The organism is Pseudomonas sp. QS1027, from assembly GCF_002814235.1.
Lineage (GTDB): Bacteria > Pseudomonadota > Gammaproteobacteria > Pseudomonadales > Pseudomonadaceae > Aquipseudomonas.
In genome coordinates this window covers 394,058-407,171 of sequence record NZ_PHSU01000011.1, presented here as the reverse complement: position 1 = coordinate 407,171, position 13,114 = coordinate 394,058, and the positions used below count along the sequence as shown (strand labels likewise).

The following is a 13,114-nucleotide window of genomic DNA, read 5'->3' as shown; positions in this document are numbered from 1 at the left end:
GGCGGGTTTTTTTATCCTTGGATGTTTTTATCGGAGTCCGAAATGAGCCAAGTTACCGTGAGTTCGTTGGTTTATCAGATCGATGGGCAGTCTTACGAGAGTCGTCTGGCTTTTGACGCCGGCCACAAGGGGCCACGTCCGGGCCTGTTGATGGCACCGAACTGGATGGGCGTCAGCGCCGGTGCCGAGAAGATCGCCCAGGCGGTCGCGGCCAAGGGTTATGTGGTGTTGATTGCCGACCTGTACGGTCAGTCGGTTCGTCCGAGCAATGGCGATGAAGCCGGTGCGGCGATGATGCCGTTGAAAAATGACCGTGCCCTGTTGCGCAAGCGCATGCAGGCGGCGTTCGAGGCGCTGCAAAGCCAGGGCCTGGCCGTGGTGGATCCGGCGCAGTTGGGGACCTTCGGTTTCTGCTTTGGCGGTTGCTGCTCGCTGGAACTGGCTCGCACTGGCGCGCCGTTGAAAGCAACCGTGTCGTTCCATGGCACGCTGGATACGCCGAACCCGGCGGATGCGCAGAACATCAAGGGCTCGGTCCTGGTGCTGCATGGCGCGGCAGACCCGTTGGTGCCGAAAGAGCAGTTGCCGGCGTTCGAAGAAGAAATGAATGCGGCGGGTGTCGATTGGCAGCTGCTGAGCTATGGCGGCGCGTTTCATTCCTTCACCGACCCGCATGCCAATGTGCCGGGCATGATGATGTATGACGCGAAGACGGCGGGCCGTGCGTTCGTGTCGATGCACAATCTGCTGGAAGAAGTGTTCAAGGGTTAATTCTTCTGGCGTTCTTGAAGGCCTCTTCGCGGGCAAGCCCTGCTCCTACGGTTTTTCGTCGTTCACAAGATTTGTGCACGCCACCAACCTGTAGGAGCAGGGCTTGCCCGCGAAAGCCCTCAAGGGCGCTAAACCCCATGCCGCTAAACCCCACTCGCAAGGTTCATCTACTTCAGGTTTTTTCCGCGGCAGGCTTGCGCGGCAACTCGATCCGTTCGTTTTCCCCCGGTACCTTCGGCCAATCCCCGGCCGCCCAGCGCTGACGGGCGCTATTGATCAATGCCGGATCGCTGGCCACAAAATTCCAGTTCATCCGCCGTGGCCCATCCAGCGGCGCACCGCCGATCACCACCAGATGACACTCCCCCTCGGCGAACAGCGTGAAGCTTTCCCCGGTCGGCAGCACTACCAGGCTGCGCGGCTCCAGCGCTTCACCTTCCAGCTGCGCCTCACCGTCCAGCACATACACCGCACGCTCCGCATACTCATCGGCAATCAGCAGGGTGGTCCCGCTTTCCATGTGGATATCGGCATACAGCGTGGGCGACAGTACCGGCACCGGTGACGTCAGGCAAAAGCCGCTGCCGGCGACCAGGCGGATCCGCACTCCCAGGTTGTCACTGACGGGCAGGCTGGCGGCCGGGTGATGGCTGTAATGGCCGGGCCCCTGTTCCAGCGCCTTGGGCGACGCCAGCCAGATCTGCAACCCATGCAGGCTGGAGCCACTGGCGACGAGTTCGGCCGGGGTCCGTTCGACATGGGCGATGGCGCTGCCGGCGGTCATCCAGCTGACATCGCCGGGTTTGACGTGTTGCTCGGAGCCGAGACTGTCCTTGTGCACGATCTCGCCGTCGAACAGGTAGGTCAGGGTCGACAGGCCGATATGCGGGTGCTGCCGCACATTCATCCCGTGCCCCGGCGCATAGCGGGTTTCCAGCATATGGTCGAAAAACACGAAGGGCCCGATGCTGCGGCACTGGGCCGAGGGCAGGGGCCGCAGGATCGGTTGGCCTTCGACATCCTCGGCGCGAGGACGGATCACCAGTGGTGTGTTCATGGGGGCTTCCTGGCTCAGCGGGCGATGCGCAGAGCATAACCCGCTTTTTCGCCGCTGCCCTTACTGGCTGAAAGCGCCTTCGGCCAGCAGGGTTTCGATGCTGACTTCGGTGGTGGTCATCAACTTGTGGATCGGGCAGCGATCCGCGACTTTGTGCAGTTCTTCGCGCTGGGCATCGCTGAGCACGCCCTTGAGGGTCAGTTTGACCAGCAGGCCGTACTTGCCTTTCTGTTCCTGGCTGTTGTCGCGCTTGACCTCGACGGTGACCCCGGTCAGCGGAATGCCTTTCTTCTGGGCGTAGAGCTTGAGGGTCAGGGCCTTGCAGGTCCCCAGGGCCGTGTCGAAGTAGTCGTGGGGTTCCGGTGCCGAGCCTTCGCCACCCGCGCTCTTGGGGACATCGGCGAACAGCTGGTGATCATCGATCTGCACACTGTGACGAAAACCGTCGCTGGATTCGGTGTTGATGGTGATGGTCATGACAAACCTCATGGAGAGTGGCGGGAAAAGACCCTGAACTTTATAGATCACTACGCCCGAGTGATGTTCAGCTTTTTTCGCGTTCCCGCCCCAGGTCCTTTACGTCGGGGTCAATGACGAGGTCCTCCACCAGGTCCGCCACCGCCTGTTGGCGGCTTGTGAGGAGGCTTGTGATGGGGCGGCTTATGAGGTGGCTTATGATGTTGAGGCGGCCTGTGATGAGGGGGTGGCCGATGGTGACTCCAGCCTGGTTTTTGAAAATGCCAACCGTGGGGGCCGTGAACCCAGCGTGCGGGGGTGTAGGCATACCCCGGTCGAGCCGGTACCCAGAAGCCGTTGACCCATACACGGCGACCGCCGACGAGATTCCAGTACCCGGGTGCCCAGATATATCCCGGGCGCGCTGGCGGAACGACATAACTTGGCGGGGGAGGTGCACCCAGGTTGATATGTATACCCACTTGGGCATTTGCAAGGGAAGGCAGGCCACTTACTGCGCAGATGACAAGGAAGGCGAGGGAGCAGAGAAAACGTTTCATGATTGCTCCTTTTCAGGAGATTTGCTCACAGTGAGTATAGAGCAACGGCATTGTTTGCAAGCATCTGACAGGGTCTGCTGCAGAACTTGCGCAAAACCGTGTTCACTTTCAGAAGGTAAAAAAAAGCCCCGAACCAGTCGGGGCTTTCTGTGGCGAGCGGGCTTACTTGCCCTGCCAGCGCTTCAGGACCAGGGTGGCGTTGGTGCCGCCGAAGCCGAAGCTGTTGCTCATCACGTTGTTCAGCTCAACGTTTTCGCGGGTCTTGGTCAGTACCGGCATGTCAGCGACTTCCGGGTCCAGCTCTTCGATGTTGGCGGAACCGGCAATGAACTTGCCTTCCATCATCAGCAGGCAGTAGATCGCTTCGTGAACGCCGGCGGCGCCCAGGGAGTGACCGGACAGGCTCTTGGTCGAACTGATGACCGGGGCCTTGTCGCCGAAGACTTCACGCACACCTTTCATTTCCGCGACGTCGCCGACCGGAGTCGAGGTGCCGTGGGTGTTCAGGTAGTCGATCGGGCCGTCGACAGTGGCCATGGCCATCTGCATGCAGCGGACCGCGCCTTCGCCGCTTGGCGCAACCATGTCGTAGCCGTCGGAGGTTGCCCCGTAGCCGACGATTTCCGCGTAGATCTTCGCGCCACGGGCCAGAGCGTGTTCCAGCTCCTCGACCACCACCATGCCGCCACCGCCGGCGATGACAAAACCGTCACGCTTGGCGTCGTAGGCGCGGGAGGCCTTTTCCGGGGTTTCGTTGTACTGGGTGGACAGCGCGCCCATGGCGTCGAACAGGAACGACTGGCTCCAATGTTCTTCTTCACCGCCACCGGCGAAGACGATGTCCTGCTTGCCCATCTGGATCTGCTCCAGGGCGGTACCGATGCAGTGAGCACTGGTGGCGCAGGCGGAGGAGATCGAGTAGTTCAGGCCCTTGATCTTGAACGGCGTGGCCAGGCACGCGGAAACAGTGCTGCCCATGGTGCGGGTCACGCGGTATGGACCGACGCGCTTGACGCCCTTCTCGCGCAGGATATCCAGCGCTTCCATCTGGTTCAGGGTCGAGGCGCCGCCCGAGCCGGCCACCAGGCCGGTACGCGGGTTGGACACCTGATCTTCGCTCAGACCGGAGTCGGCGATGGCGTCTTTCATGGCCAGGTAGGCGTAAGCCGCCGCGTGGCCGACGAAGCGATAGATCTTGCGATCGATCAGCTCTTCGAGATTGAGGTCAATGGAGCCGGAAACCTGGCTACGCAGACCCATTTCGGCATATTCCGGGTTGAAGCGGATGCCAGGGCGGCTTGCACGCAGGTTAGCGGAGACGGTCTCTTTGTCATTGCCCAGGCACGAAACGATGCCCAGACCAGTGATAACGACGCGGCGCATGCGAATAACCCTTAGAAGTTGTCAGTGGAGGTGAAGACGCCGACCCGCAGGCCTTCGGCGGTGTAGATCTCGCGACCGTCGACCGTGACCGAACCGTCGGCAATGGCCAGGTTCAGCTTGCCTTTGAGGACGCGCTTGATATGAATGTTGTAGGTGACTTTCTTGGCGGTCGGCAGGACCTGGCCGAAGAATTTCACTTCGCCCGAACCCAGCGCACGGCCACGGCCCGGCAGACCCTGCCAGCCGAGGAAGAAACCGACCAGCTGCCACATGGCATCGAGGCCCAGGCAGCCTGGCATCACCGGATCGCCCTCGAAGTGGCAAGCGAAGAACCACAGGTCCGGGGTGATATCCAGTTCGGCGACCAATTCACCTTTGCCGTACTTGCCGCCTTCTTCGCTGATATGGGTGATGCGATCCACCATCAGCATGTTGGGGGCGGGCAGTTGCGCGTTACCTGGGCCGAACAGCTCGCCGCGACTGCAGCGCAGCAGATCTTCCCGGGTAAAGGCGTTTTGTTTGGTCATGCGAGCTCCTCAATAGTCCCATGCGGCAGGTGGGGCAAATCTTCCCGGCCGATCGAAGCGTTCATGCCTCGAAGCGACAGCCTACTCATAGACTATTGCGTTGTGGTGAAAGTCACAGCACCAAGGACATGAATGTACACTTGTGCACTGAAATTTTTATTCAAGCCGGTTTTCCAGCTCATTCGGGTGCCTAAGACTGCCGCACTTTCGTCTTTCACGCCAGTCGCACATCGTATTCAAGGCAGCCACTGCTGGAGAATCTGCTGTAGATCCATGCGTTTGAAGGGCTTGGACAGGTAGTCGTTCATGCCCGCGCGCAGGCAGCTTTCGCGGTCGCCCTGCAAGGCGTTGGCGGTCAGGGCGATGATCGGTACCTGAGCGTACTCGGGCAGTTGGCGGATTTGCCGGGTGGCTTCGTAGCCGTCGACGATCGGTAGCCGGCAGTCCATCAGGATCGCCGCGAACAGGCCGTTGCGGGCGCAGTCGATGGCCTGGGCACCGTCGGTGGCCAGGCTGACGTCGAAGCCCAGGCCGCGCAGCATGGCGTCGATGACGGTCTGGTTGACCGGGTTGTCCTCCACCAGCAGCACCTTGCGTCCTTCGCCATGGCCGCTGGGCGGGGGCGCCAGGACGGCGGCTTGGGTCGGGTGGTGCAGGGCCAGGGGGATTTCCAGGGTGAATACCGAGCCCCGGCCCTCTTCGCTACGGGCGTGCAGGGTGCCGCCCATGCGTTCGGCCAGGGTCCGCGCGATCGGCAGGCCCAGGCCGGTGCCGCCGTAGCGCCGGGAAATCGAGCTGTCGGCCTGCTGGAAGGCGTCGAACATCAGTTCCAGGCGTTCGCTGGAAATACCGATGCCGCTGTCGCGCACGGTGCAGGTGAACCACAGCACATCGTCGTCCAGCGCCTGCCAGTGCGGCTCGATGCCGACGCTGCCCTGCTCGGTGAACTTCAGCGCATTGCCGATCAGGTTGACCAGGATCTGGCGGATCCGTGTCGGGTCGCCCTTGACCTGCAAGGCCTGCATGTCCGCGGGGATCTGCAGGTCCAGGCGCAGGCCGCGCTGGCTCGCGTTGTGCTGGAAAGCCTGGGCGCAACTGCCGATCAGCTCGGCGAGGTTGAATGCAATATGCTCCAGCTCCAGGGCCGAGCGTTCGATCCGCGAGAAGTCGAGGATGTCGTTGATCACCTTGAGCAGGTGTTCGGTGGACTCCGAGGCCAGGGCCGCGTATTCCGTCTGTTCCTCGGTCATCTCGGTGGTTTCGAGCAGTTGCAGCATGCCCAGGACACCGTTCATCGGCGTGCGCAGTTCGTGGCTCATCATGGCCAGGAAGTCCGACTTGGCATTGTTCGCCCGTTCCGCTTCTTCACGGGTCTGGATCAACTGGGCGATGGCCTGGTGCTGTTCGCGACTGGCCTGTTCGAGGGCGCCGGCGAGGTTGTTGATATGCCGCGCCAGGGCGCCGAGCTCGGCGTCGTCGACCACCGGCAACTGGGTCTTGTAGTCGCCCTGTTGAATCGCCTTGACCGCAACGCCCATGGCGCTGATCGGTTGCGCCAGGCTGGCGGCCAGTCGCCGTGCCAGGAGAAAGGTGAAGACCAGGGCGAACAGCGCGAGGATCCCGGCCTTGAGGAGGATTTCCTGTTGCCGTTGGCTGAAGGCGTCGTTGGACATGCCGACAATCACCCGCCCCAGATAGTCCTCGCTCTGGGTCACGCCGGGTGAGCTGTCTTCCTGCAGGAAGTCGTTGTCCAGTTGAATGCGTTGCAGGCGTACCGGCGCCTGGAACAGTTTCACCGACTGCAGCCGGGCATGTTCCTGGGAGGGCTGCTCGACATACACGAGAATATTGTTGCTGCGGTCCTGGACCTCGAGAAAACGCACGTGGGGCGTGGCCAGGGTCGCCCGCATCAGGCTTTCGAGGACTTCATTGTTGCCGGAAATCACCCCGTATTCGGTGGCCGGCGCCAACTGGTTGGCAATCAGTTGGCCGGTGTGGTCGAGTTCCTGGCGCAGGTCCTGGATCCGCACGAAGGTGAAGAAACTGATCAGCAGCAACGTCAGCAACAGCGCGGGGCCGAGGCTGATCATCTGGGTCCGGGCGCTGATGCCCCAGTACCGTCGCAGGGTCATGGGCGGGTCTCTCTTTCGGCCAGCCGGGTGGCGAGCGAGGCTTCGTCGATCGGTTCGATACCCAGGGAGCGGGCGACTTGCGGGTTGCTCAGGACCTTGAAGCGTTGCGGGTACAGACTGCCCGGCCATCCGGACGGAGCGCGGTCGAGCAACTCGTCGAGGATCGCCAGCCAGTCGGTCTGGTCGCTGTAGGTACTGGCCAGGCTGCCGGCCTTGACGAAGCCGGCGTTGGGGCCGATCAGCGCCAGTTGCCGGGCGTAGCTGCTGAGCAGCAGGTTCTTCGCGGTCCCGGGGTTGTACAAGGTCGGATCGTCCAGCCCGAGCAGTACGTCGCTGCTCTTGAGCAGGGTTTGCAGGGGCCGGCTGTCGCGGGTGTCGTCCCAGCGCTGGGGGACGATCTCCAGTCCCAGGGGCTTGGCCGCCTGGTTCAGTTCGGCCAGCAGGAATTCGCTGCCCTGGGTATAGAGCACGCCGATCCGCCGCGCCTGGGGCATCACTTCGCGGATCAGGCGCAACTGACGTGAAAGTGGTGGGTCGCTCCAGAGCAGGCTGAGGTTGGCGATCGGTCCGCTTCCCAGGCGCTGCATCGCTTGCAGGCGGCTGATGCGCAGGACCAGGGTCGCCGGCCCCTGTTTATCCTTCAGTCGCCAGTCAAGGCTGGCCGGGTCCAGCAGGATCAGGCGGGTGGCGGGGGGCAGGCGACTGGGTTCGGGCATCTGCGCCAGGGGCACGAAGCGTATCTGATCGTTCGGGCGCTGTTGTGCCAGGGCGGCGGTAAAGGCCTGGACCCCGGGGCTGTCTTCGGTGCCGGTCAGCAACACCTCGGCCGAGCGCGCCGGGACGCTCGCCAACAGCACGAGCAGGGCCAGGCCCAGTCGCCTCAGGCGCCAGCCCCATGCCGATGTCATCCTTGACCCCAGGCGGCTCATGTTCAGAACTCCAGTTCTGCGCTGAAGTACAGGACACTGCGCTGGTTGTAGTTGTTGTCGGCCCAGGTGATGGGCTGGTCGTCGAGACGTTCTTGCAGCATCCCGGCCAGTTCCAGGCTGGCCCTGCGAAAGGGAATCCGCTTGGCCAGGCGCAGGTCGACCCGTTCGAAGCGGTACTGGTTGATGGCGTCGTCGCCATAATAGAAGACCGAACTCGACCAGCCGCCGCCCCAGTCGCGCATCCAGCCGGCCGAGCCGCTGTTGCGGGCGGTGAATTGTTCGTCGACCGGATTGCTGGCCTGGACATCGACGTAGGCATAGGTCAGGCGCAGGCGGTCGGCGCTGCCCAGGCGCCAGTCGAACTGGGCTTCGCTGCCGGTGAAGCGGGAGCTGTTGGCGTTGCTGGCGATAAACTGGTTGTTGCGCAGCGGGGTGCTGATCATGTCGCTGATTTCGTCATAGAACAGCTTCACGTCCAGGCTCAGGCCGATCTCGGCGAAGAAACCGTTATAGCCCAGTTCCCGCGAGCGCATCCGTTCCTTGTCCAGGTTTCCCGGGCCACGGGTCTGGACGAAATACTGGCCGCTGTTCTGGCCGTAGGTGGGCGAGCTCAGGTTGGTGACCTTGTAGCTCCAGTTGACGTTGTTCTCGAACATGTCCGGCGAGCGGATCGCTTCGGAATAGACCGCGCGCAAGCCGTGCCGGGGATTGATCAGGTAGTTGACCGCGAAGCGCGGGGTCAGGGAGGCGCCGGTCAATTGTGCGTCTTCGTACATGGCACCGCCCTGCACCAGCCAGTGTTCGCTGGCGCGCCATTCGAGCTGGCCGAACAGGCGCCAGGTACTGTCGTCGATGGTGCCGTTGAAGTAGGTCTCGGAGTCGGCCTTGTCATAACGATAGTTCATGCCGCTGACCAGGCGCAGGCTGTCCGACAGGCTCAGGGTGTCCTGCAGTTCGAGATCGTAGCGGGTCTCGCGGGTGCTTTGGTCGATATTGCCGCAGACCGTCTGGCTGGCACCTTGATTGAACCATTGGTCCAGAACCTGATTGGCCAGTGCCTGTTCCGGGGCGCCACCCGGAGGGGGCCTGCCGACAGCGTACTGGGTCATGTTACGGGCCAGGTTTTCCGCATAGTTGGGATTCAACTGCCACAGCCGGGTCAGTTCCGGGCTGAACGACACCTTGGCATCGCAGGCTTGCCAGACCTGCTGGCGATCCCAGTGCTGGGCCGAACCCTGGATATACAGGCTGTGCTGGGGATTGATATCGAGGTTCCAGCGCAGCGAGCCGGCGTAGTCCTTGGCCAGCACATCGGAGTTGTCGCCAGCCGCGGTGATCCCGGGAAATACTGCCTGGTAGGTATAGGGCCGCTGGTTGGTGCCGTCCTTGACGTTCAGTTGCCAGTCGATGCTCTGCTGTTCGTTGAGTGTCTGGCTGACCGAGAGACCGACCCGGGTGACACGCCGGCCGTCGCGGTAGTCATTGCCCAGGTGGTCGCTCTGGAAGCCCTCGTCCTCCTCGCCCGACATCGACAGGCGCAGGTCGCCGGTGCCCCAGCCCGTGCCCTGGCTGGCGTACCAGTCATTGATGCCGCGTTCGCCGCGGGTGATCTTCAGGGTCGAGCCGTGGGTACTGCCCGGTGACTTGGTGAGGATATTGACCACCGCCATCAGCGCATTGGCGCCGTAGCTGACGGTGTTCGGGCCGCGAAACACCTCGATGCGCTCGATATCCTCGAGGGCCACCGGGATATCGCTCCAGTCCACGGTCGCCAGGCCCGCGCGATACACCGAGCGACCATCGATCAGCACCTGCATGCGCCGGGCGTTGCTGGCATCGGTGCCGTGGTAGTTGATGCTGGCCTGGTTGCCGTTGGTGTAGCCGACCATCATGCCCGGCACCAGGCGCAGCAGTTCGCTGATATCCCGGGCGCCACTGGCCTTGATCAGTTCGTTGTCGATGACCGTCATGCTGCCGGGTACCGCCGCCGGCGACTGTTTCAGGCGCGTGGCCGTCAACACCTCGGGCAGGGGCTGGTTTTCCATAAACAGGTCGTCAGCCAGCAATGGGCCGCTGAACATCAGGGCCAGGACGACGGAGGAGCGCGTGGTGGGAGGGCCAAAAGACACGGCACAGCCTTGAAAAAAATAATAGCCGTGCATGTTAACCGAGCTTGGCGGGTTTGCCATGGCGTATGGCCGTCATTGTATAGGCTGAATCGGTCAAGCTTGCGCCAACCTGTGGGAGCTTGCTTGCCGGCGATGGCGGCCTCATGGGTGGCACAAGACTCAAGGGCCACCCTGTCCTTTCTTGCAACCAGGCATCCTTGGGGCTGGCTGCCGGTGGCTTGCTCCGTATAATGCAGCCATCGCCATTGGTAGGGATAGACGGGTTACATATGACTGAACAGTACCCAATCGCGGTTCTGGGTGGCGGAAGTTTCGGCACCGCCATCGCCAATCTGCTGGCCGAGAACGGTCACCGGGTGCGCCAATGGATGCGCGACCCCGAGCAGGCCGAGTCCATTCGCGTCAATCGCGAGAATCCGCGTTACCTCAAGGGCATCAAGGTGCATCCGGCGGTCGAGCCGGTCACCGACCTGGTCGCGACCCTCGACGACTGCGAACTGTTTTTTGTCGCCTTGCCCTCCAGCGCCCTGCGCAGTGTGCTGGCGCCCCATGCCGAGCGCCTGGACGGCAAGCTGCTGGTGAGCCTGACCAAGGGCATCGAGGCGCAGACCTTCAAGCTGATGAGCGAGATCCTCGAAGATATCGCCCCGCAAGCCCGGATCGGTGTGTTGTCCGGGCCGAACCTGGCCCGCGAAGTGGCCGAGCACGCCTTGACCGCCACGGTGGTCGCCAGCGAGGACGAAGAGCTGTGCAGTCGCGTCCAGGCCGCGCTGCATGGGCGGACCTTCCGCGTCTATGCCAGCGCCGACCGCTTTGGCGTCGAGCTGGGCGGGGCGTTGAAGAACGTCTACGCGATCATTGCCGGCATGGCGGTGGCGCTGGGCATGGGCGAGAACACCAAGAGCATGCTGATCACCCGGGCCCTGGCGGAAATGACCCGCTTTGCCGTCAGCCAGGGGGCCAACCCCATGACCTTCCTCGGCCTGGCCGGGGTCGGCGATCTGATCGTCACCTGTTCTTCACCCAAGAGCCGCAACTATCAGGTCGGCTTTGCCCTCGGCCAGGGCCTGAGCCTGGAAGAGGCGGTGACCCGCCTGGGCGAGGTCGCCGAAGGGGTCAATACCCTCAAGGTGCTGAAGGTCAAGGCGCAGGAAGTCGGGGTCTATATGCCCCTGGTGGCCGGTTTGCATGCCATTCTGTTCGAAGGGCGGACCTTGAACCAGGTGATCGAGCTGTTGATGCGCGGCGAGCCGAAAACCGATGTCGATTTCATTTCCACCAGCGGTTTCAACTGAACTTCAGCGCCACGGGAGCGAGTCATGAACGAGTCCAAGTACGAATCCATTGTGTTGCGCATTGTCTGGATGCTGGTGTTCCTGCTGGTCTGGCAGGTCGCCCAGTTCATCCTCGGCGGGGTGGTGCTGGTGCAACTGGGTTACAGGTTGTTCTACGGTGCACCAAGCGCCAACCTGATGAACTTCGGCGACAGCCTGAGCCAGTTCCTGGCCCAGATCGGTCGCTTCGGCAGTTTCCACACTGAGCAGAAGCCTTGGCCGTTCGCCGATTGGCCGACCCCCCGGGCGCCAGAGGGCGAAGCCCCGCATGTGGTGCCGCCGGCGCCGCATCCGGCCCGTGACGAGGAACCCAAGCTATGAAAGTCTGGGTTCTGCGTCATGGCGAAGCCGAACCCCAGGCCCGCAGCGACGCCGAACGGGCGTTGACCGCCCATGGCCGCGAACAGGTCCTGCGCAGTGCCGCCCACCTCATCGGCCAACCGTTGCAGGCGATCTACGCCAGTCCTTACCTGAGGGCGCAACAAACTGCGCAGCTGGTGCGTGGGGCGCTGGGCTTCGACGCCGAGATCATCACCGTGCCCTGGTTGACCCCCGAGAGCAATCCGCGGGATGTCAGTCTGCGGCTCGACACGGGTGAGAACCTGTTGCTGGTCAGCCATCAGCCGCTGGTGGGCAATCTGCTCAGCGTGTTGCAGCACGGCCATGTGCGCCAGCCCGAGCCCATGGGCACGGCCAGCCTGGCCGAGCTGGAAGGGGAGTTGCCGCTGGACGGGGCGATGACGCTGTTGAGCGTCAGGCACCCCTGAGGTTCACTAGCTCAACACCGCGCCGAGCAGATCGGTGCGGGTGTTTTTCAAGGTCGCGGCATTGACCTTGGCGCCCTTGAACAGACAGGCTTCAAAGTGACCTGAGAGCACCGTATTCCTCAGGTCGCAATGGCTGAAGTCGTTGTTTTTGAAACCACTCGAGAGCAGCGCGCCGTTGAGGTTGGCGGCCCTGAAGTCGGCCTCCTGGTATTGCCCGAAAAACCTCACCCCGCGTAAATCGCCACCGCTCAGGTCAACGCCGATCATATTGACGTTGGTCACCTGCAGCGTCCGTAACGCCTGGCAGATGGAGGCCTTGCTCCAGTACTTGAAGGCACGACGGGTTTCATCGTCCTGGAACGGCAGGCACGCGACGGCCTGATGATCCTTGGCGGCGATGTTCAGGGCGCAGCGCTTCAGGGCATTGGTCAGTTGCGGTGACAGCGAGGGCGGCACCCGCAAGTCGAAGAGTTTCTTCTGCACATGCAGGGACACCCGGCCGCCACCGTCCAGGTGAACACCGTCCCAACTGTTGAGAATACCGGTAAAGCGCGCGGCGGCGGCCACCATCAGTTCCAGGAGGTCGGCCAACGGATACTGGTGCAGGGACGGCGCACAGCCGAGAAATACCCGTGCCTGGGCCAGCGAGTCCTTCAAGCCCAGCAGGGTCAGGTCCCGTTCGATCTGCGAGAAATCGCCTGGCATCAGCTCGCGCACCGTGCGGCTATGCAGCTCGCCTGGGCTGGCGGTTGAGAGAGCGGGGACCTGGGCATTACCCGAGGGCATGAAGCGACGAAGAAGACGGCCTATCGTTGCCATGGAGATCTCTTGCAAGGGCTGGAAGGCGGAAATTCGACGCGATATGCCCCTCGGCAACTATCAGATTCCGCCCGGCTTTCCTGGCGCAGCCTGTTGCCTCCTGCGCGCCATAGGGTCTTTTTCAGCTTGCGAGCTTCTGTTCTTCCGTGAAATAGTCGACCGAGCGTCTGCTTGGTCGGTCGGGCCGTAACGGTGTGGCACCTGGGGCGAACATGGGCCGAACGGATGGCCGCAGGCATGACAAATAACC

General features: G+C 62.7%; 13 protein-coding genes. 4 read left to right on the top strand and 9 right to left on the bottom strand.

From position 1 onward, the window contains the following. Nucleotides 1-42 precede the first annotated feature (42 nt). Entirely contained in the window at nucleotides 43-771 is a 729-nt protein-coding gene (locus tag CWE01_RS12705) for a dienelactone hydrolase family protein (protein WP_100940864.1), read from the top strand. Between the two features lie 172 nt (nucleotides 772-943). Here CWE01_RS12705 and CWE01_RS12700 read toward each other — a convergent pair whose 3' ends face one another. From CWE01_RS12700 to CWE01_RS12665, 8 genes are all read right to left on the bottom strand, one after another. Next, nucleotides 944-1,828 carry a pirin family protein gene (locus CWE01_RS12700; protein WP_100940863.1) on the bottom strand — a complete coding sequence of 295 codons (885 nt, stop codon included), beginning with the start codon at nucleotides 1,826-1,828 and terminating at the stop codon, nucleotides 944-946. Nucleotides 1,829-1,888: 60 nt separating this feature from the next. After that, nucleotides 1,889-2,305 (bottom strand): OsmC family protein, encoded by a 417-nt coding sequence (locus tag CWE01_RS12695; RefSeq protein WP_100940862.1) that lies wholly within the window; start codon nucleotides 2,303-2,305, stop codon nucleotides 1,889-1,891. Nucleotides 2,306-2,415: 110 nt separating this feature from the next. Continuing rightward, on the bottom strand, nucleotides 2,416-2,844 hold the full coding sequence (locus CWE01_RS34275; RefSeq protein ID WP_100940861.1) for a YXWGXW repeat-containing protein: 429 nt from the start codon (nucleotides 2,842-2,844) through the stop codon (nucleotides 2,416-2,418). A 162-nt stretch (nucleotides 2,845-3,006) separates the two neighbouring features. Continuing rightward, nucleotides 3,007-4,227: a beta-ketoacyl-ACP synthase I gene (gene fabB, locus CWE01_RS12685; protein WP_100940860.1), complete on the bottom strand. Its 1,221-nt coding sequence runs from the start codon at nucleotides 4,225-4,227 to the stop codon at nucleotides 3,007-3,009. Nucleotides 4,228-4,238: 11 nt separating this feature from the next. Then, nucleotides 4,239-4,754 carry a 3-hydroxyacyl-[acyl-carrier-protein] dehydratase FabA gene (gene fabA, locus CWE01_RS12680; protein WP_100940859.1) on the bottom strand — a complete coding sequence of 172 codons (516 nt, stop codon included), beginning with the start codon at nucleotides 4,752-4,754 and terminating at the stop codon, nucleotides 4,239-4,241. Between the two features lie 236 nt (nucleotides 4,755-4,990). Further along, the gene (locus tag CWE01_RS12675; RefSeq protein ID WP_100940858.1) at nucleotides 4,991-6,886 is read right to left on the bottom strand and encodes an ATP-binding protein; all 1,896 of its coding nucleotides are present in this window, start codon (nucleotides 6,884-6,886) and stop codon (nucleotides 4,991-4,993) included. Beyond that, complete coding sequence (locus tag CWE01_RS12670; protein ID WP_157815211.1) at nucleotides 6,883-7,794, bottom strand: ABC transporter substrate-binding protein; 912 nt, start codon at nucleotides 7,792-7,794, stop codon at nucleotides 6,883-6,885. The genes CWE01_RS12675 and CWE01_RS12670 overlap by 4 nt, the downstream gene beginning before the upstream one ends. 23 nt (nucleotides 7,795-7,817) lie before the next feature. Beyond that, nucleotides 7,818-9,896 carry a TonB-dependent siderophore receptor gene (locus CWE01_RS12665; protein ID WP_177144304.1) on the bottom strand — a complete coding sequence of 693 codons (2,079 nt, stop codon included), beginning with the start codon at nucleotides 9,894-9,896 and terminating at the stop codon, nucleotides 7,818-7,820. A 317-nt stretch (nucleotides 9,897-10,213) separates the two neighbouring features. Here CWE01_RS12665 and CWE01_RS12660 point away from each other — a divergent pair, with 317 nt between their 5' ends. From CWE01_RS12660 to sixA, 3 genes are read left to right on the top strand one after another with little or no spacing between them, the layout of a single operon-like run. Continuing rightward, complete coding sequence (locus CWE01_RS12660; RefSeq protein WP_100940856.1) at nucleotides 10,214-11,239, top strand: NAD(P)H-dependent glycerol-3-phosphate dehydrogenase; 1,026 nt, start codon at nucleotides 10,214-10,216, stop codon at nucleotides 11,237-11,239. A 24-nt stretch (nucleotides 11,240-11,263) separates the two neighbouring features. Continuing rightward, complete coding sequence (locus tag CWE01_RS12655; protein WP_100940855.1) at nucleotides 11,264-11,599, top strand: DUF4389 domain-containing protein; 336 nt, start codon at nucleotides 11,264-11,266, stop codon at nucleotides 11,597-11,599. Then, nucleotides 11,596-12,045: a phosphohistidine phosphatase SixA gene (gene sixA / locus CWE01_RS12650; RefSeq protein WP_100940854.1), complete on the top strand. Its 450-nt coding sequence runs from the start codon at nucleotides 11,596-11,598 to the stop codon at nucleotides 12,043-12,045. The genes CWE01_RS12655 and sixA overlap by 4 nt, the downstream gene beginning before the upstream one ends. Before the next feature lie 6 nt (nucleotides 12,046-12,051). Here the strand turns inward: sixA and CWE01_RS12645 are convergent, their stop codons facing one another. Beyond that, nucleotides 12,052-12,864: a pentapeptide repeat-containing protein gene (locus tag CWE01_RS12645; protein ID WP_256346829.1), complete on the bottom strand. Its 813-nt coding sequence runs from the start codon at nucleotides 12,862-12,864 to the stop codon at nucleotides 12,052-12,054. Nucleotides 12,865-13,114: the final 250 nt, after the last annotated feature.